The organism is Rhodosalinus sp. K401 (assembly GCF_041365735.1).
GTDB lineage: Bacteria > Pseudomonadota > Alphaproteobacteria > Rhodobacterales > Rhodobacteraceae > Rhodosalinus.
Window position 1 is genome coordinate 180,324 of the sequence record NZ_JBGFSI010000002.1, and the last position, 17,018, is coordinate 197,341.

Annotated in this window: 16 protein-coding genes and 2 pseudogenes; 12 read left to right on the forward strand and 6 right to left on the reverse strand. The window is 71.1% G+C overall.

Annotation, left to right across the window (positions count from 1 at the left end; translation table 11 throughout):
* Positions 1 to 4 precede the first annotated feature (4 nt).
* The 5 genes from hflK to AB6A66_RS03355 all read left to right on the forward strand — a co-directional run bounded on the left by hflK (position 5) and on the right by AB6A66_RS03355 (position 5,753).
* Positions 5 to 1,165, forward strand: coding sequence for an FtsH protease activity modulator HflK (hflK, locus tag AB6A66_RS03335; protein WP_371036617.1), 1,161 nt, complete (start codon positions 5 to 7; stop codon positions 1,163 to 1,165).
* Positions 1,165 to 2,193: a protease modulator HflC gene (hflC, locus tag AB6A66_RS03340; protein WP_371054777.1), complete on the forward strand. Its 1,029-nt coding sequence runs from the start codon at positions 1,165 to 1,167 to the stop codon at positions 2,191 to 2,193. Before hflK ends, hflC begins: the two co-directional genes overlap by 1 nt.
* 28 nt (positions 2,194 to 2,221) lie before the next feature.
* The gene (locus AB6A66_RS03345) at positions 2,222 to 2,416 is read left to right on the forward strand and encodes a DUF2065 domain-containing protein (protein WP_371054778.1); all 195 of its coding nucleotides are present in this window, start codon (positions 2,222 to 2,224) and stop codon (positions 2,414 to 2,416) included.
* A 356-nt stretch (positions 2,417 to 2,772) separates the two neighbouring features.
* Positions 2,773 to 4,212: a Do family serine endopeptidase gene (locus AB6A66_RS03350; RefSeq protein ID WP_371054940.1), complete on the forward strand. Its 1,440-nt coding sequence runs from the start codon at positions 2,773 to 2,775 to the stop codon at positions 4,210 to 4,212.
* Between the two features lie 137 nt (positions 4,213 to 4,349).
* Entirely contained in the window at positions 4,350 to 5,753 is a 1,404-nt protein-coding gene (locus tag AB6A66_RS03355; RefSeq protein WP_371036614.1) for a magnesium transporter, read from the forward strand.
* Here the strand turns inward: AB6A66_RS03355 and AB6A66_RS03360 are convergent.
* Positions 5,750 to 6,211, reverse strand: a complete 462-nt coding sequence (locus tag AB6A66_RS03360) for an OB-fold nucleic acid binding domain-containing protein (protein ID WP_371054779.1) — start codon at positions 6,209 to 6,211, stop codon at positions 5,750 to 5,752. The genes AB6A66_RS03355 and AB6A66_RS03360 overlap by 4 nt on opposite strands.
* A 150-nt stretch (positions 6,212 to 6,361) precedes the next feature.
* On the opposite strand from AB6A66_RS03360, the gene AB6A66_RS03365 reads away from it, so the two are divergent.
* Together AB6A66_RS03365 and AB6A66_RS03370 are read left to right on the forward strand one after the other, a co-directional pair.
* On the forward strand, positions 6,362 to 6,685 hold the full coding sequence (locus AB6A66_RS03365; RefSeq protein ID WP_371036612.1) for a 2Fe-2S iron-sulfur cluster-binding protein: 324 nt from the start codon (positions 6,362 to 6,364) through the stop codon (positions 6,683 to 6,685).
* Positions 6,685 to 7,425 (forward strand): FG-GAP-like repeat-containing protein, encoded by a 741-nt coding sequence (locus tag AB6A66_RS03370; protein ID WP_371054780.1) that lies wholly within the window; start codon positions 6,685 to 6,687, stop codon positions 7,423 to 7,425. Before AB6A66_RS03365 ends, AB6A66_RS03370 begins: the two co-directional genes overlap by 1 nt.
* Before the next feature lie 115 nt (positions 7,426 to 7,540).
* On the opposite strand, the pseudogene purD reads toward AB6A66_RS03370, so the two are convergent.
* Positions 7,541 to 8,680, reverse strand: a pseudogene (gene purD / locus AB6A66_RS03375) (phosphoribosylamine--glycine ligase); the annotation flags it as partial.
* A gap of 6 nt (positions 8,681 to 8,686) precedes the next feature.
* Positions 8,687 to 9,168: pseudogene (locus AB6A66_RS03380) on the reverse strand (phosphoribosylamine--glycine ligase); the annotation flags it as partial.
* A 125-nt stretch (positions 9,169 to 9,293) separates the two neighbouring features.
* Here AB6A66_RS03380 and AB6A66_RS03385 point away from each other — a divergent pair.
* On the forward strand, positions 9,294 to 9,854 hold the full coding sequence (locus AB6A66_RS03385; RefSeq protein WP_371036609.1) for a type 1 glutamine amidotransferase domain-containing protein: 561 nt from the start codon (positions 9,294 to 9,296) through the stop codon (positions 9,852 to 9,854).
* Between the two features lie 37 nt (positions 9,855 to 9,891).
* Positions 9,892 to 11,457 (forward strand): exodeoxyribonuclease VII large subunit, encoded by a 1,566-nt coding sequence (xseA, locus tag AB6A66_RS03390; protein ID WP_371054781.1) that lies wholly within the window; start codon positions 9,892 to 9,894, stop codon positions 11,455 to 11,457.
* 6 nt (positions 11,458 to 11,463) lie between these two features.
* On the opposite strand, the gene AB6A66_RS03395 is transcribed toward xseA, so the two are convergent.
* The 3 genes from AB6A66_RS03395 to AB6A66_RS03405 form a co-directional block, all read right to left on the reverse strand.
* On the reverse strand, positions 11,464 to 12,699 hold the full coding sequence (locus tag AB6A66_RS03395; protein WP_371054782.1) for an META domain-containing protein: 1,236 nt from the start codon (positions 12,697 to 12,699) through the stop codon (positions 11,464 to 11,466).
* A gap of 95 nt (positions 12,700 to 12,794) precedes the next feature.
* Positions 12,795 to 13,208 (reverse strand): hypothetical protein, encoded by a 414-nt coding sequence (locus tag AB6A66_RS03400; protein WP_371054783.1) that lies wholly within the window; start codon positions 13,206 to 13,208, stop codon positions 12,795 to 12,797.
* Positions 13,209 to 13,281: 73 nt separating this feature from the next.
* A complete protein-coding gene (locus tag AB6A66_RS03405; protein WP_371054784.1) occupies positions 13,282 to 13,845 on the reverse strand; it encodes a GNAT family N-acetyltransferase in 564 nt (187 codons plus the stop codon).
* Positions 13,846 to 13,967: 122 nt separating this feature from the next.
* Between AB6A66_RS03405 and ftsY the strand changes: the two genes are divergently transcribed.
* The 3 genes from ftsY to AB6A66_RS03420 all read left to right on the forward strand — a co-directional run bounded on the left by ftsY (position 13,968) and on the right by AB6A66_RS03420 (position 16,993).
* Complete coding sequence (gene ftsY / locus AB6A66_RS03410; protein ID WP_371054785.1) at positions 13,968 to 15,284, forward strand: signal recognition particle-docking protein FtsY; 1,317 nt, start codon at positions 13,968 to 13,970, stop codon at positions 15,282 to 15,284.
* A gap of 187 nt (positions 15,285 to 15,471) precedes the next feature.
* Positions 15,472 to 16,374, forward strand: a complete 903-nt coding sequence (locus AB6A66_RS03415) for an EamA family transporter (RefSeq protein WP_371054786.1) — start codon at positions 15,472 to 15,474, stop codon at positions 16,372 to 16,374.
* Complete coding sequence (locus AB6A66_RS03420; RefSeq protein ID WP_371054787.1) at positions 16,367 to 16,993, forward strand: inner membrane-spanning protein YciB; 627 nt, start codon at positions 16,367 to 16,369, stop codon at positions 16,991 to 16,993. Before AB6A66_RS03415 ends, AB6A66_RS03420 begins: the two co-directional genes overlap by 8 nt.
* The last annotated feature ends 25 nt before the right edge of the window (positions 16,994 to 17,018 follow it).

Consider the following 17,018-nt stretch of genomic DNA (forward strand, 5'->3'; position numbering starts at 1 on the left):
ACGTATGGCAGGACATAGCGGCGGCCCCTGGGGGGGCGGCGGTCAAGGAGGCGGCGATCGCGGTGATCGCGGCGAACGCGACAGGAACCAGGGCGGCGGACGCCGCCCCGGAGGACCCGACGACAGACCGCCGATCCCCGAGATCGACGATCTGGTCCGCAAGGGGCAGGAGCAGCTCCGCGTGCTGATGGGTGGCCGCGGTGGCGGCGGCAAGGGCGACGGAAGCGGTGGCGGGGGCGGCCCGGCCTTCAACCGCTCCACGATCATCGTGGGCGCGCTGGCGGCCGTGGGTCTCTGGACGTTTTCCAGCCTCTATACCGTCAAACCGGAAGAACAGTCCGTCGAGCTCTTCCTCGGGCAGTTCCACAAGATCGGCAATCCGGGCCTGAACTTCGCGCCCTGGCCGCTGGTCACTGCGGAGGTCGTCAACGTGACCTCGGAGCGGACCGAGACCATCGGGGCGAGCACGCGGGCCCGCGACGAGGGCCTGATGCTGACCACCGACGCGAACATCGTCGATATCGAGTTCCAGGTGGTTTGGAACATCAACGACCCCGCAAAGCTGCTGTTCAACATCCGCGATCCGCAACTCACGGTACAGGCGGTCTCCGAGGCGGCGATGCGCGAGATCATCGCGGCCTCGAACCTGGCGCCGATTCTGAACCGTGACCGTGGCGTGATCGCCGACCAGGCCGTGCAGCGGATCCAGAGCGCGCTCGACGACTACGACGCGGGGATCAACATCGTCCGCCTCAACCTCGACCAGGCGGACCCGCCGGCCGAGGTGATCGACGCGTTCCGCGAGGTCCAGGCCGCCGAGCAGGAGCGTGACAGGCTTCAGCGTCAGGCCGACGCCTATGCCAACCGTGTCATCGCCGAGGCGCGCGGCGAGGCGGCGCAGTCGCTCGAACAGGCCGAGGGCTACCGCGCCCGGGTCGTGAACGAAGCCATCGGTGAAGCCAGCCGCTTCCTCGCCGTGGCACAGGAATTCGAGGCCGCGCCGGAGGTTACCCAGCGGCGTCTCTACCTCGAAACGATCGAGCGGACGCTCGGCGCCGTGGACAAGTACCTGATCGACAGCGCGCAGGGCGAGGGTGTGCTGCCCTACCTGCCGCTCGACGAACTGCGCCGGAACGTGCCGGCGAACACCGGGAGGACCAACTGATGCGGAAATCTGCCTTCATCCTTCCGATCCTCGCCGTGGTGCTGGTGGGAATCTGGTCCACGCTCTTCATCGTGGACGAGCGCCAGAAGGCGCTGGTTCTCCAGTTCGGCCAGATCAAGCAGGTGCGCGAGGAGCCGGGGCTCGGCTTCAAGGTGCCGCTGATCCAGGAGGTCGTGCGCTACGACGACCGGATCCTGTCGCTGGATACCGACACCATCGAGGTCACGCCGGCGGACGACCGCCGCCTCGTCGTGGACGCGTTCGCGCGGTACCGGATCAACGACGTGGTCCAGTTCCGCCAGGCCGTCGGCGTGGGCGGGCTGCGCGTCGCCGAGGATCGCCTGTCGTCGATCCTGAACGCCCAGATCCGGGAGGTGCTCGGTGCCGATCAGGTGACGTCGGACCGGATTCTTTCGGTCGAGCGCGCCGAACTCGCGCGTCGGATCCGCGACAACGCGCGCGCCTCCGCCCTCAGCCTTGGTCTCGACGTGATCGACGTCCGGCTGAAGCAGACGAACCTGCCGCAGCAGAACCTCGAAGCGACCTATGCCCGGATGCGTGCCGAGCGTGAGCGGGAAGCCGCCGACGAGATCGCCCGCGGTAATGAGGCCGCCCAGCGCGTGCGCGCCATCGCCGACCGGACCGTGGTCGAGACGTTGTCGGATGCCGGACGCGAAGCGGAGATCATCCGAGGCGAGGCGGACGCCGAGCGTAACCGCATCTACGCCGAAGCGTTCGGCGACAGCCCGGAGTTCTTCAGCTTCTACCGGTCGCTTTCGGCACTGGAGCGTTCGCTCCAGACCGAAAGCTCGACGCTGGTCGTATCGCCGGACAGCCAGTTCATCCAGCCGATGTTCGATGCGATCCGCGCCGACGGGTTGCAGCGGACGGGTGGACAACTGACGTCGCCCGACGACCTGCGCGAGCTTGCGCCGGAGCGGGCCCCGTCGGAAGAACTGCCGCCGGAGGTGCGCGAGCGTCTCGAAGAGGATGCGCAGGCGGCCGAGGAGGAGGGCACCGGCGGCTGATCCGTCGGCCGGCCCGCCGGGGGAAGACATGGAATATCTTCTTTTCGGCCTCGGATTCGCCCTCGTGCTGGAGGGGCTGGTCTACGCGCTGGCCCCCCGCATCGTCGAGGATCTGCTCGCGGCGCTGCGTGCGCTGCCTCCCGAGACCCGGCGGCTGCTGGGTCTCGTTGCCATTTCGATCGGCGCGGTCTTTCTGTGGGTGGCCAGCGCGCTTGGGCTGTGACGGCCGCGCATCGGCCAGCCGGCAGAGTTCACATCACGGCGAGGGCGGGCTTGAAGGTTTGCGCGCGCGCTTCGCTGCCATACATTAGCCCCAGCAAGACGCCTGCCGGTCCGTCGCGTCCCGCGTCGGGCCGCTTGCGGCTCACAGGATACCGAACACCAGAAAAGGAGTGCTCCGGTGCAATCAAAGGCAATCCAGACGACGATGCCGGCCGCGCCCGGCATCCTGCGCGGTTTCTGGCTTTTCATGCTGGCGCTGGCCTTCGCGCTCGCGCAGGCCGTGTCCGCCCAGGCGCGCGGCACGCCCGAAAGTTTCGCCGNAGTGCTCCGGTGCAATCAAAGGCAATCCAGACGACGATGCCGGCCGCGCCCGGCATCCTGCGCGGTTTCTGGCTTTTCATGCTGGCGCTGGCCTTCGCGCTCGCGCAGGCCGTGTCCGCCCAGGCGCGCGGCACGCCCGAAAGTTTCGCCGACCTCGCCGACCAGGTCAGCCCGGCCGTGGTCAACATCACCACGACGACGACCGTCGCCGGAACCGACGCGCCCCGCATGTTCCCCGAAGGTTCGCCCTTCGAGGATTTCTTCCGCGAATTCCAGGGACCCGGCGAGCCGGCCCCGCGGCGCAGCTCCTCCCTCGGCTCGGGGTTCGTCATCTCCGAGGACGGCTTCGTGGTCACCAACAACCACGTGATCGAGGGCGCGGACGAGATCCTCGTCGAATTCTTCGAAGGTTTCGAGCTTCAGGCCGAGGTGGTCGGCACCGACCCCAATACCGATATCGCGCTTCTCAAGGTCGCTCCGGACGAGCCGCTGCGGCACGTGCCTTTCGGCGACAGCGATGCGGCGCGCGTCGGCGAGTGGGTGATGGCGATGGGCAACCCGCTCGGACAGGGCTTCTCGGTGTCCGCCGGCATCGTGTCGGCGCGCAACCGGGCGCTTTCGGGCACCTATGACGACTACATCCAGACCGACGCCGCCATCAACCGCGGCAATTCGGGCGGGCCGCTGTTCAACATGGACGGCGAGGTGATCGGGGTGAACACCGCCATCCTCAGCCCCGACGGCGGCTCCATCGGCATCGGTTTCGCCATGGCGTCGAATGTCGTGATCGGCGTCGTCGATCAGCTGAAGGAGTTCGGCGAAACGCGGCGCGGCTGGCTCGGCGTGCGCATCCAGGACGTCACTCCCGACATTGCCGAGAGCATCGACGGGCTCGAAGAGGCGCGTGGCGCGCTCGTCACCGACGTGCCCGAGGGACCCGCGCGCGAGGCCGGGATGGAATCGGGCGACGTGATCCTCGGCTTCGACGGCATAGAGGTGATGGACACGCGGCAGCTCGTGCGCGTGGTCGCCAATACCGCCGTCGGCAAGTCGGTGCGGGTCACCGTGCTGCGCGACGGCAAGAGCCAGACGCTCAGGGTGACGCTCGGCCGCCGCGAGACGGCGGAGGGGTCGGTGCCCGCGGCCCAGCCCGGTCCCGAGGAAGAGCCAGCCGAATCGCAGATGCTCGGCATGACGGTGTCGCCGCTGACCGAGGAGCTGCGCGCCCAGCTGGAGCTTTCGTCCGATGCCGAGGGCCTCGTCGTGACGGACGTGGACGTCGAGTCCGAAGCCTACGACAAGGGCCTGCGCGCGGGTGACCTGATCACCGAGGCGGGGCAGGAGCGTCTGACCTCGGCTGAGGAACTCGAGGCGCGGATCGAGGACGCCCGTGACGCGGGCCGCAAATCCCTGCTCCTTCTCGTCCGCCGGGGGAGCGATCCGCGGTTCGTGGCGCTCGGCATCGGTCAAGGTTGACGCCGTCGCCGGATCGACCATGAAAGGGCGCTCCGACGGGGCGCCCTTTTTCGTTCGGGGGCGGTCGCGGGGCTTGTCATGCGGCGCGCCTTTGCCCCTTCTGGCAGGCAGGGGTGCAGGTGGAGCGCGGGCGCGCGATGGCCGAGAATGGGACGTCTCTGGAATGGCGGCGCGGCGACAGCGCCGAGGTCGCGGCCGCCAACGCGGCCACCGCGCGCAGGCTCGATGAGCTGATCTCGGCCGGCGAGCGCGAGCGCGTGGTCGCCGCGCTCGAGACCTGGGCGCCCTCCGACATCCTCGACTGTTTTCTCGCGCTCCGCACGAAGAACGCGCAGAAGATGCTGCGTTGGCTGTCCGACGATCTCAGCCTGCGGGTCCTGTCAGAGGTCGATCCGCGCTTCAACCATGCGCTTTTCGCGGAGGCCACGCGGGCGAAGTTCGCCAAGCTGCTCGGCCGGCTCACGCTCGACCGGGCCAAGCGCCTTCTCGTGACGCTGCCCACGCGCCTCGCGCTCGAACTCGCCGACAGCCACCCGCAGGCAGAGCGGCTGCGCGAGATCCTCGTGGACAACGACAGCGCCGAAGCGGCGATGAAGCACGGCGCGGTGGTGGCGCGCGACACCGAGACGGTCCACGATGTGATCGAGGATATCCGCCGCCGCTCGGACCGGATCGAACGGATCGACAGCCTGCATGTCGTGGACGCGGAAGGCCGGCTCGTCGGTTACATGAAGCTTCGGGACCTGATCCTCAACCACGGCCGCACGCCGGTGTCGGAGGTGATGCGGCGCGATCCGCCCGCGGTCGCGCGGGACACCGACCAGGAGGATGTGCTCGACCTCGCCAAGGCGCAGGGCGAGACGGTGATCGCCGTGGTGGACGAGGCGCACAGGCTGCTCGGCGTCATAGCGCCGCGCGAACTGACCGAGATCGCCCGGCGCGAAGCGCGCGAGGACATCATGCTGATGGGCAGCGTCTCGCCCGAATCGACGGGGTTCGACAGCCCGGGACAGATCGTGCGGCGGCGCCTTCCGTGGCTGCTCACCGGTCTCGCCGGGGCGCTCGTCACCGCGCTCGTGGTGGGCGCCTACGAGGAGACGCTGACCCAGGCCGCCATCCTGGCGAGCTTCATCCCTGTGGTCAGCGCCACGGCCGGCAACGCCAGCATGCAGGCCTCGACGGTGACGATCCAGGCGCTGTCGGAGCACGGCAAGCTCACCGGCGGCTTCGCCGCGCGCCTCGGCCGCGAGGTGGCGGGCGCGGCGATGAACGGCGTGGCGATGGGGCTTGCCGTCGGGCTGCTGCTTTTCGCGGTGTCCTTCGCGGTCCCGATCGAGCGCGCGCCCGCGCTGGTGGCCACGGTCGCCATGTCGCAGGTCCTGGTGATCCTCGTGGCGGGAACGGTGGGCACGGTCGTGCCGGTGGCGCTTGCGCGGGCGAAGGTGGATCCGGCCGTGGCGATGGGGATCTTCATCCTCACCCTGAACGACGTGGCCGGGGTGCTCATCCTCTTCGCGATCGCCACGCAGCTCTACCTCTAGCCGGGCCCGCCGCGCGGGCCGCGCCGCGCCGGCGGTGTGCGCGGATCGGCATGGGTGGTGCCGGGCTGGTCGGCCGCGCGGCAGGGCTCCGGCGCGAGAAGCGCGTCGAGCATGTCCGAGATGTCCTCGATCCGTTCGGCGACGACATGGGTGACGCCATGCTCGCGCTGAAGCCGCCCGGTCACCCTCAGAAGCCGCGCCGCGATCACCGCGCGGCGGAAACGCTCGTAGAGCGCGCGCCAGACCACGACGTTCACCACCCCGGTCTCGTCCTCCAGCGTGACGAAGATCACCCCCTTTGCGGTGCCGGGCCGCTGGCGCAGGATCACGAGCCCCGCCACCGTCACCCGCGCGCCCGCGGGCGGCTCGCCAAGCCGCGCGGCCGGCAGCGCCGCGGGGGGGCGCGGCCAGGGCCCGGAAAAGGCGGGCCCGCGCAGGGCAGGGCGCAGCGTCAACATGAGAACGAAAATAGAACATTTGCGCGCCTGCGCAAGCCTGCCCGGTGTCCTGGCCGCGATGCCCCGGCAACGGGGTCGCAAATCGCTCTGGCGTGTCCTAGATCGCTTGGCTAGGAACCCCCGGAGGAATGAGCAAGGGAACGACGCGGCATGGCGAAGATCACCTATATCGAGCACAACGGCACCGAGCACGTCGTCGAGGTCCCGAACGGCCTGACCGTGATGGAAGGCGCGCGCGACAACAACATCCCCGGCATCGAGGCCGATTGCGGCGGCGCCTGCGCCTGCTCCACCTGCCATGTCTACGTCCACCCCGACTGGGTCGGCAAGCTGCCGCCCAGGGAGGACATGGAAGCCGACATGCTCGATTTCGCCTACGAGCCCGATCCCGAGCGGTCGCGGCTGACCTGCCAGCTCAAGGTCTCCGACGCGCTCGACGGCCTCGTGGTGCAGATGCCCGAAAAGCAGATCTGATGCGGCTCGCCGCGGCGCTCGCCTGTCTCGCCGCGGCCGGCTGCGCCGCGGCCGACGGCGGCCCTGCCGGCGATATCGCGTCCGCCCGGTACGAGGTGCCGCTCGATACCTATCCCCATCGCATCATGGGATCGATCCGCGAGAAGGCCGTGCTCGCCGTGACCACGACCGACGGGCGTACGCTGCGGATCGACCTACGCGACGGGCCCGAACCCGACCATGTGTTCGAGGACACCGCCCCCCGCGTCGCCGATGCCGATGGCGACGGCGCGGCCGACGTGATCGTCGTCGAGACCGACCCGCAACTGGGCGCACAGCTTGCCGTCTATTCGCTGCGGCAGGGGGCGCTCGTGAAGGCGCACGCAACGCCGCATATCGGCACGCGCTTTCGCTGGCTCGCACCGGCGGGCATCGCGGATCTGAACGGCGACGGCGTGACCGACATCGCCTATGTGGACCGGCCGCACCTCGTCCGCACCCTGCGCGTGTGGAGCTGGGCCGCCGGCGGCCTGACCGAGATCGCCGCGCTCGAAGGGCTCACGAACCACCGTATCGGCGACGAGGTGATCTCGGGCGGCATCCGCGACTGCGGGCAGGGCCCCGAGATCGTGCTGGCAGACGCCGGCTGGCGCCGCCTTCGCGCCGTGACGCTCGCGGATGGGCGTCTCGCCGCCCGCGACATCGGCCCGCTCGCCGATGGCACGAGCTTCGCCGCGGCCCTCGCCTGCGAGACCGGCTAGCCGCGCAACCTCCCCCCGCTCCCGTGCGCGGACGGTTCCCTGCTTCTTCTTGGCAGAAATACTCCGGGGGAGGCGCGCCGGCAGGCGCGGCGGGGGCGGAGCCCCCCGCGCCCTCTCAGCCCGCGCGGCCGCCGCCGAGCGCACGCCAGCCGATGTCGGATCGCCAGACACCGCCCGGCCAGTCCACGGCTCGCACCATGGCGTAGGCACGCTCGGCCGCCTCGGCGAGTGTCGCGCCGCGCGCGGTCAGGGTCAGGACCCGCCCGCCGGCCGAGACGATGCGCCCGTCAGCGCGCGCTGTGCCGGCGTGAAAGCACTGGTGGAAACTGTCCTCGGGCAGCGCGTCCAGCCCGCCGATGGGCTCGCCCTTCGCGTAGTCGCCGGGATAGCCCTTCGCGGCCATCACCACGGTCATGGCGTGATCGCCCGCCCAGTTGACGCGGGCCGCGCCCAGCCGGCCCTCCGCGGTCGCCTGCATGAGATCCAACGCCTGCGCGCCGAGGCGCAGCATCAGCACCTGCGCCTCCGGATCGCCGAAGCGGACGTTGAATTCCACCAGGCGCGGCCGGCCCTCCGCGATCATGAGCCCGGCGTAAAGGACCCCGGAATAGGGGGTGCCGCGCCGCGCCATCTCGGCCACCACCGGCTTCACGATCTCCTCGAGGGCGCGGGCCTCCACCTCCGGCGTCATCACCGGGGCGGGCGAATAGGCGCCCATGCCGCCGGTGTTGGGGCCGGTGTCGGCCTCGCCGATGCGCTTGTGGTCCTGCGCGGTGCCGACGGGCAGCACCTCCTCGCCGTCCACCAGCACGAAGAAGGAGGCCTCCTCGCCGGTCATGAACTCCTCGATCACCACTTCGGCGCCCGCCTGCCCGAAAGCGCCCGCGAACATCTCGTCCACCGCCGCGCGGGCCTCGTCGAGCGTTTCGGCCACCACCACGCCCTTCCCGGCGGCGAGCCCGTCGGCCTTTACCACGACGGGCGCGCCGGTGGTCTCGAGGTGCGCCCTGGCGGCGCGGGCGTCGGTGAAGCGCGCCCAGGCGGCGGTGGGCGCGCCGCAGGCATCGCAGATCTCCTTCGTGAAGGCCTTCGAGGCTTCGAGCCGCGCCGCCGCCGCCGACGGGCCGAAGACGGCGACGCCCGCGTCGCGCAGCCGGTCGGCGATCCCTGCGGCGAGCGGCGCTTCGGGCCCCACGATCGCGAGGTCGATCGCCTCGCTTTCGCAGAAATTCGCCACCGCCGCGCCGTCGAGAATNGGGCCTCGTCGAGCGTTTCGGCCACCACCACGCCCTTCCCGGCGGCGAGCCCGTCGGCCTTTACCACGACGGGCGCGCCGGTGGTCTCGAGGTGCGCCCTGGCGGCGCGGGCGTCGGTGAAGCGCGCCCAGGCGGCGGTGGGCGCGCCGCAGGCATCGCAGATCTCCTTCGTGAAGGCCTTCGAGGCTTCGAGCCGCGCCGCCGCCGCCGACGGGCCGAAGACGGCGACGCCCGCGTCGCGCAGCCGGTCGGCGATCCCTGCGGCGAGCGGCGCTTCGGGCCCCACGATCGCGAGGTCGATCGCCTCGCTTTCGCAGAAATTCGCCACCGCCGCGCCGTCGAGAATGTCGAGCGACGCGCAGGTCGCGATCGCCGCGATGCCGGCGTTGCCGGGTGCCACGATCAGCTTGTCGCATTTCGGGTTCTGCATCGCCGCCCAGGCGAGCGCGTGCTCGCGGCCCCCGCCGCCGAGAATCAGGATGTTCATGCGTCGTGCCTCCGCTCGGGTCGCGCCTGATTAGGGGCGCGGCGGGCGCGGAGCAAGCTTGGGCCCGGTTTGCGTGGCGTGTTATCGTATGCTCGACTTCACACCGAACCGAGAGGAGAGACGCCATGTCCGCACTCGACGGCAAGACCATCGCCATTCTCGCCACCAACGGCTTCGAGCAATCCGAACTGGAGGTGCCCCGGGACCGTCTCGCCGCGGCGGGCGCCACCGTGCATGTGGTCTCGCCCGAAAGCGGCGAGATCACCGGCTGGGACGGCGACAACTGGGGCCGCCCCGTCCGCGTGGACCGCGACCTCGCCGGGGCCGACGCCGCGGACTACGACGCGCTGGTGTTGCCCGGCGGCCAGATCAACCCCGACCTTCTGCGGGTCGAGCCGGCGGCGGTGGCCCTCGTCTCGGCGTTCTGGGCGGCCGGCAAGCCCATCGGCGCGATCTGCCACGCGCCCTGGCTTCTGGTGGAGGCGGATGTCGTGCGCGGCCGCCGCGTGACCTCCTACCATTCGATCCGCACCGACCTGCGCAACGCCGGCGGCGAATGGGAGGAGTCCGAGGTCGTCATCGACCAGGGGCTCATCACCAGTCGCCACCCGGGCGACCTCGACGCGTTCTGCGACAAGCTCGTCGAGGAGATCGGCGAGGGGCGCCACCACGACCGCGCGGCATGAGCTTCCCTTCGCCGGCCGGATCGGGCATGCAGGCGGCATGTCCGATCTGATCGAAGATGACGGGCCCGGAGCGGGGCCGCGCGGCAACGCCCCCGAATTCACGGTGTCGGAGCTTTCCGGCGCCGTGAAGCGTGTCGTGGAAGGGGAGTTTCCCCATGTCCGCGTGCGCGGCGAGGTGGGGCGCGTCTCGCGGCCGCGCTCGGGGCATGTCTATCTCGACCTCAAGGACGAGCGCGCGGTGCTTTCGGGCGTGATCTGGAAGGGCGCTGCGGCGCGGCTCGCCACCCAGCCCGAGGAAGGGCTCGAGGTGGTGGCCACCGGGCGGCTGACGACGTTCCCCGGCCAGTCGCGCTACCAGATCGTGATCGAGGACATCCGGCCCGCCGGGCAGGGCGCGCTCATGGCGCTGCTCGAGCAGCGCAAGAAGCAGCTCGCCGCCGAGGGGCTTTTCGACGAGGCGCGCAAGAGGCGCCTGCCCTACCTCCCCGAGGTGATCGGGGTCGTGACCTCGCCCTCGGGCGCGGTGATCCGCGACATCCTCCATCGCCTGCGCGACCGCTTCCCGCGCCACGTGCTGATCTGGCCCGTGGCGGTGCAGGGCGAACGCTGCGCGCCCGAGGTGGCGAACGCCATCCGGGGCTTCAACGCGCTGCCCAGGCGCGGGCCGATCCCGCGGCCGGACCTCCTGATCGTGGCCCGTGGCGGCGGCTCCATCGAGGATCTCTGGGGCTTCAACGAAGAGATCGTGGCCCGCGCCGCCGCGGCCTCCGGGATCCCGCTCGTCTCGGCGGTGGGCCACGAGACCGACACCACGCTCATCGATTTCGTCTCCGACCGCCGCGCCCCCACGCCCACTGCCGCGGCGGAGCTTGCGGTGCCGGTGCGGCTCGACCTCGTCGTGTGGCTCGACGGGCAGGGCGGGCGGCTCACCCATGCGCTGACCGCGGGCCTCGCGCGGCGCGGCGAGCGGCTGCGCGACCTCGGCCGCGGCCTGCCGCGCCCCGAAACGCTGGTGGAATATCCCCGCCAGCGGCTCGACACGCTGTCGGACCGGCTGCCCGCGGCGCTCTCGCGCGGGGTGCAGGCCCGGCGCGTGACGCTTTCCGAGGCCGCGGGAAGCCTCAGGCCGGCATTGCTGGCCTCGCGCCTCGACTTCCGCCGGGACGCCTTCGCGGCGCTTGGCCCGCGCCTCGCCCCCGCGCTTGCGCGCCTTGTCGCGGCGCGGCGCGAGGCGCTGGGCCGCCGCGCGGACCGGCTGGACCTGCGCCCGGTGCGCGACGACCTCGCCCGGCGGCGCGAGGCGCTGGACAGGGTTGCCCGCCGGCTTTCCGAGGCGGGCGCGGCAGGCATCGCGGCGCGCCGCGAGCGGCTCGCCGCCCTCGACCGGCTGCGCGAGACGCTGGGCTACCGCGCCACGCTGGAGCGCGGCTATGCCGTGGTCCGCGGCGACGGCGCCGTGGTCACGCGCAAGGCGGCGGCCGAGGCCGCGAGCGCGCTGGAGATCGAGTTCGCCGATGGCCGGCTGCGCTTCGGGCAGGGCCCGAAGCGCGGCGGCGGGAGCAAGGCGAGCGACCCGCCGCCCGAGCAGGGCTCCCTGTTCTAGGTGCCGTCAGCGCCGGGCGAGAATGAGCGTCTCGCCCCCCCCGCGCAGCAGCAGCGCGCCGGTTTCGTCGATGTCGAAGCCGTCCACTTTCCCCAGCGCGTCGTAGAATCGCTGTTCCTGGTTCATGACCGCCTCCGCGCAGGCCATCATGGTCCCGGCGACCGGCCCGACGGTCAGCCGCTCTCCGGTCAGTTCGAACTGGCCGGTATAGCGGTTGCAGCCGCCGGTGCCGCTGACGCGGCCCTCCCGGCCGACATGGACGGTCACGCGCGACGAATCGATCAGCCCTTCGCCGGAGATGTCCTCGACCACCCACTCGCGCCCGGTCAGAAGCTCGATCGGCGCGCCGCCGCAGCCGCGAAGCGTCTGCTCGCGCGTCTCGACGGTCACGGTTTCGGGATAGGGCATTCCGGTCATGCTGTCGCGGCAGATCGTCTCGGCCACGGTCAGGCGGATGTCGGCCTCGGGCATCGCGTAGCCGAAGGCCCCGTCCGCGATCACGGGATCGGGAAGCTGGGCGGTCACCGATTCGGCGCCCATGCCGGTGGTCAGGGTGACCTGTCCGCCCTGCATCTCCAGCGTCCAGAACGGCTCGTTGCCGCGCGCGGTCCATGCGGGCGCGGCGTCGGGGGGCACGAGCCGGCACTCCGGCAGCGCCTCGCCTTCGATTTCGACCATTGCGCTGTCGCCCTTCGTCCAGACCATGGCCGAACCGTCGGCGGCCTCGAACTTCGCGCCGGACGCCGCGCGCACCTGATCGAGCTCGATCACGGCGGTCCCGGTGTCCAGAAGCGCCTTTTCGCCGGCGAAGCCGAGCCGCAGACGCCGGTCGCCGCAGACCATCTCGCTGGTGAATCCCATCGGCGTGTAGGGCCGCAGCATGACCTCGCCCACGTCCACCGGCTCTGCGCCGGGTTCCACGGCCACGGGCGCGCTCAGCCAGCGCGGCGCACCGTCCACGAAGATCGCCACCCGCAGATCGGCGCGCAGACCTTGCGGGATGTCCACCGAGAAGGGAAGGGGCACCTGCGCGCCCTCGGTGGCTTCGCGGACGAAGCCCAGGCTTTCGTCGTTGAAGCCGCGCGCCTCCACCGCGATCTCGGCGTCGGGCGGCAGGGCGATGCGCGCCATGTAGGACGCGCGGCCCTCGATCGAGCGGCTGTCCTGCGCCGAGACGCCCGGCGCGAGCGCCGTCAGGGCGAGCGTCAGGCCAAGCGCCGCAACGCGATGAAAAACGGGCATGGAACGTCTCCTTGCGGGGTGATGTGTCATCGGAACGGTGTCCGCCGGGCGCGAGCGTGCCGGCATTCTGTAACGGGCGCGCGACCCCGCGGCCATCAGACGCCCACCTCGGGGCCGAGGCACTGCATCGGCTCGTCGCTTTCCCCCGCCTCGTAGAGCGGCACCGCGGTGTCATCCTCGAAGATCGCGGTCAGCCCGCCGCCCGGTGCGCGGAAGAACTGCCAGCATTGCGGCCCGAGCCGGTCATCCTCGTAGACGAAGCAGATGTAGCCGCGCGCGTCCTCGTACCAGCGCCCCTCGATGCACTCGCCGTCGAGGAAGGACCAGACCACCTCGCGGTCGTCCTTGTATTCCTCGACCCCGTAGGCCTGCCCGGACTGACCGTAATAGAGCGTCTTTCCGCGCGTGTAGGCGTCGAACTCCTCGGCGTTCATGGGCTGGGCGGCTGCAAGCGGCGTTGCGGCCAGAAGCGCGGCGCAGGTCAGGGCGTGAAGGGTGCGGTACGTCATTTTTCGAACCTGCCATGGCGGCGCGGCGATGTTAACCGCTCATTGCAGCCGAGGGGCCGGCATGCGCGGTCCATCAGGGCAGGCGCCGCAGCATGTAGGCCACGCGCTTGCCCGGCAGGAACGCGCCTTCGCCCACCGCGTCGAAGCCTTCGCGCGCGTGAAAGGCCAGCGAGGCCGGGTTCGGCGGGGCCACGTTCACCTCGCATGCGATCAGGCTGCGCCCGCTCGCCCGCGTCGCGTCGTAAAGCGCGGCGTAGAGCCGCCGTGCGAGACCGCGCCCGCGCGCGGCCGGATCCACGATCACCCGGTCCACGTAGACGAAAGCGGGATAACGCGCCTTGAACCAGCGGAAATTCGGGCTGTCATAGGCCGCGCCCTCGTCGAAGGCGATCAGGAAGCCCGTGCCGTCCCCGAACGCCGGCGCGGCGAAGGCGGCGGCGCACATCGCCTCGAGGTCCTCGGCGCGAAGCGGCGATGTCTCGGCCTCGTGCATCCGGTTGAGCCGCAGCGCTCTGGCGCGAAGGTCGGGGCCTGCGCCGCGCAGGTCCGACATCGCGGCGGGGGCGGCGGGCGTCTTGCCCGTTGCGGGGGCAGGCGGGTCATCGCGGCGCGGCGCGGTCTTTCCGGTCCTGGTCATCGGTCGTTTCCTCCCTGCTGCGCCGGAACGCTGCCATGCTTGGGGATCATAGGCGGGGCGGCTCTGCCCTTCCATCCCGTCGCGCCAGTGGTTAGGTGGAGAAAAACCGAAAGCGTGCGCGAATGGCCTTTTTCAGAAAGCTCAAGGACCGTCTTTTCAAGTCCTCGTCGAAGATCGACGAGGGGCTCGAGGCCATTGTCGAGGAGGGCGGCGCCGTCGAGCCGGACGCGCCCGGGCGCGGGCCCGAGCATCCGGCCGAGCCCGAGCCGTCGCCCGAGCGCGAACCTACACCGATCCCCTCGCCCGCGCCCGAACCGGAGCCGGAACCGGAGCCCGTGCCGCGGCCCGCGCCCGAAGAGGAGCCCGCGCGCCCGCCCGAGGAGGAGCCCGCCCCGGCCCCGTTCGAGCCGCCCGAAGAGCCGCGCCCGGCGGACCCCGAGCCCGCGACCCCGCCGCGCGAGCGCCCGCAACCGGGCGAGCCGGGGCCCGGGCCGATGCCCGTGGAGATCCCCGGCGACGCGCCGCAGGAAGAGCCGCCGCAGGAAGGCCGCGGTCTTCTGGGCCGGCTTCTGGGGCGCCGCGGCGATGCGCCCGTCATGCGGCGCAGCCTCGACGACGAGATGCTGGAGCGCCTCGAGGAGTTGCTGATCGCGGCCGACATGGGGGTGGATACGGCCCTGCGCGTCACGGCGAACATGGCCGAGGGCCGGTTCGGCCGGAAACTCTCTGTGGAGGAGATCAAGCGCCTGCTCGCGCAGGAGATCGCCCGCATCCTGGAGCCGGTGGCGAAGCCGCTGCCGATCTACGCCAGGCGCCCGCAGGTGGTTCTGGTCGTGGGCGTCAACGGGTCCGGAAAGACGACGACCATCGGCAAGCTCGCAAGCCAGTTCCGCGCCGCGGGCAAGCAGGTCGTGATCGCCGCGGGCGACACGTTTCGCGCCGCCGCCGTGGAGCAGTTGCAGATCTGGGGCGAGCGCGCCGGCGTGCCGGTGCTGACCGCGCCGGAGGGGTCGGACCCCGCGAGCCTCGCCTTCGACGCGATGACGAAGGCCGAGGCCGAGGGCGCGGACCTTCTGCTGATCGACACCGCCGGGCGGTTGCAGAACCGCCAGGACCTGATGGAGGAGCTTGCCAAGATCGTGCGGGTGATCCGCAAGAAGGACCCCGACGCGCCGCACAACACGCTTCTGGTGCTGGACGCCACCACGGGCCAGAACGCGCTCAACCAGGTCGACGTGTTCCGCAAGATCGCCGACGTGACCGGTCTTGTCATGACGAAGCTCGACGGCACCGCGAAAGGCGGGGTGCTGGTGGCGCTCGCCGACCGCTTCGGTCTGCCGATCCACGCCATCGGCGTGGGAGAGCAGATCGACGACCTCGCCCCCTTCGATCCCGAGGAGTTCGCCGCCGCGCTGACCGGGCTGGACAACTCGGCATGAATGGACGCGCCCGCGGGGGCGCCGCCCCCGCGGCAGGGGCCGCGCAGCCGTCGCCGTCGGCCCCAGACACCTGCCATGCCCGCATGGCCTCTTCGAATCGCTGCTCCGCACCGCGAACCGGCCCGCCCGCGCCACCGCGCCCGGTGCGCGCCCGGGCAGGGCGGGCGCCCGAAACAGCGCGGCGGGCATGAGCGCGTGGCTCGTCTCGCTCGAGGGCACGGCGGCGGGCGAGACGCTCGCCGCGGCGCTCGCGCTTTTCGCGGCCTTCCTGCACGCGGTCTTCGGGGCGCTTCAGAAGGGCCGGCACGACCCCTGGCTCAGCCGCGGCGCGATCGACGCCGCCTATGCGGCGATGGCCGCGCCCTTCGCCCTTTTCGTCGTGCCCTGGCCCGAGCCGCACATGTGGCCGATCTTCGCCGGCGCCATGGCGATCCACCTGGGCTACAAGATTCTGCAGGCCCTGGCCTACACGCGGGGGGCCTATACGGTGGTCTACCCGGTGGTGCGCGGGACCGGGCCGCTCTTCGCGGTGCTGGGCGCGCTCGTGATCTTCGGCGAGGCGTTCACGCCGATGCAGTGGCTGGGCCTCGCGGTCCTTCTGGCGGGGATCTTCGGCCTCGCCGCCTACAACCTCGCCACCTGGCCCACAGCGCGCGAGACGCTGCCCGCGGCGCTCGGCCTCGCCTTCGCCACGGGGCTCTTCGTGGCGCTCTACACCACCTGGGACGCCTACGGGATCCGCGCCACCGCCGATCCCTTCACCTTCCTCGCCTGGTTCTTCCTGCTCGACGGGATCATGCTGCCGGGCTTCGTCTACCTCCACTGGCGGCGGATGCCGGCGCGGCCCGCGGCCGCGGGCCTGATGCTGCGCGGCGTGATCGGCGGCCTCGTGGCCTTCGGCAGCTTCGGCTCGGTGATGCTGGCCACCCGGCTCGACGACGTGGGCGAGGCGGCGGTGCTGCGCGAGACCTCGACCGTCTTCGCCGCCCTCATCGGCTGGCTCGCGCTCAAGGAGACGGTTGGGCCGCGCCGGATCACGCTGATGGCCTTGATCGCGGCGGGGGCCGTGATAGTGGAAGCCAATGGCTGACAACCGCCCCACCGACCCGAAGCCCGTGGCCCCCTGGCTCAAGCAGACGCTGGAACTGGGCCCGCCGCTTCTGTTCTTCGTGATCTACCTGCGGCTCAGGGACGAGGTCTTCACCATCGCCGGCACGGAGTATTCCGGCTTCATCGTGGCGACGGTGGCCTTCGTGCCGATTCTGCTTGCCTCGATTGGGGTGCTCTGGTGGCTGACCGGACGGATGAGCCGGATGCAGGTCCTCACCGCGATCATGGTGGTCTTCTTCGGCGCGCTCACCGCCTGGTTCAACGACGAGCGCTTCTTCAAGATGAAGACGACGATCGTCTACGGCTTCTTCGCGGCGCTGCTCGGGCTCGGGCTTCTGCGGGGGCGGAGCCTGCTGGCCTACGTGCTCTCGGAGGCGCTGCCGATGCGCGAGGAGGGCTGGATGATCCTGACGCGGCGGCTGACGGCGATGTTCGCCGCGCTCGCCGTGGGCAACGAGTTCGTCTGGCGCACCATGTCCACCGACGCCTGGGTCAAGATCGAGACCTTCGGCTTCCCGATCCTGCTTTTCGTCTTCCTCTGGTGGCAGATCATGGCGCTCCAGCATCACATCGAGGACGGGGACGAGGGCGGGCGCTGAAAAAGGGGGGCTGTCCGCCCCCCTC

What these genes read in the sequence shown, in the direction of transcription:
- hflK (WP_371036617.1), top strand. Translation starts at nt 5, where the DNA reads ATGGCAGGACATAGCGGCGGCCCCTGGGGGGGCGGCGGTCAAGGAGGC.
- ftsY (WP_371054785.1), top strand. Translation starts at nt 13,968, where the DNA reads ATGGCCTTTTTCAGAAAGCTCAAGGACCGTCTTTTCAAGTCCTCGTCG.
- AB6A66_RS03345 (WP_371054778.1), top strand. Translation starts at nt 2,222, where the DNA reads ATGGAATATCTTCTTTTCGGCCTCGGATTCGCCCTCGTGCTGGAGGGG.
- AB6A66_RS03370 (WP_371054780.1), top strand. Translation starts at nt 6,685, where the DNA reads ATGCGGCTCGCCGCGGCGCTCGCCTGTCTCGCCGCGGCCGGCTGCGCC.
- AB6A66_RS03355 (WP_371036614.1), top strand. Translation starts at nt 4,350, where the DNA reads ATGGCCGAGAATGGGACGTCTCTGGAATGGCGGCGCGGCGACAGCGCC.
- AB6A66_RS03350 (WP_371054940.1), top strand. Translation starts at nt 2,773, where the DNA reads ATGCCGGCCGCGCCCGGCATCCTGCGCGGTTTCTGGCTTTTCATGCTG.
- AB6A66_RS03385 (WP_371036609.1), top strand. Translation starts at nt 9,294, where the DNA reads ATGTCCGCACTCGACGGCAAGACCATCGCCATTCTCGCCACCAACGGC.
- AB6A66_RS03365 (WP_371036612.1), top strand. Translation starts at nt 6,362, where the DNA reads ATGGCGAAGATCACCTATATCGAGCACAACGGCACCGAGCACGTCGTC.
- AB6A66_RS03420 (WP_371054787.1), top strand. Translation starts at nt 16,367, where the DNA reads ATGGCTGACAACCGCCCCACCGACCCGAAGCCCGTGGCCCCCTGGCTC.
- xseA (WP_371054781.1), top strand. Translation starts at nt 9,892, where the DNA reads ATGTCCGATCTGATCGAAGATGACGGGCCCGGAGCGGGGCCGCGCGGC.
- AB6A66_RS03400 (WP_371054783.1), bottom strand. Translation starts at nt 13,208, where the DNA reads ATGACGTACCGCACCCTTCACGCCCTGACCTGCGCCGCGCTTCTGGCC.
- AB6A66_RS03415 (WP_371054786.1), top strand. Translation starts at nt 15,472, where the DNA reads ATGAGCGCGTGGCTCGTCTCGCTCGAGGGCACGGCGGCGGGCGAGACG.
- hflC (WP_371054777.1), top strand. Translation starts at nt 1,165, where the DNA reads ATGCGGAAATCTGCCTTCATCCTTCCGATCCTCGCCGTGGTGCTGGTG.
- AB6A66_RS03360 (WP_371054779.1), bottom strand. Translation starts at nt 6,211, where the DNA reads ATGTTGACGCTGCGCCCTGCCCTGCGCGGGCCCGCCTTTTCCGGGCCC.
- AB6A66_RS03405 (WP_371054784.1), bottom strand. Translation starts at nt 13,845, where the DNA reads ATGACCAGGACCGGAAAGACCGCGCCGCGCCGCGATGACCCGCCTGCC.
- AB6A66_RS03395 (WP_371054782.1), bottom strand. Translation starts at nt 12,699, where the DNA reads ATGCCCGTTTTTCATCGCGTTGCGGCGCTTGGCCTGACGCTCGCCCTG.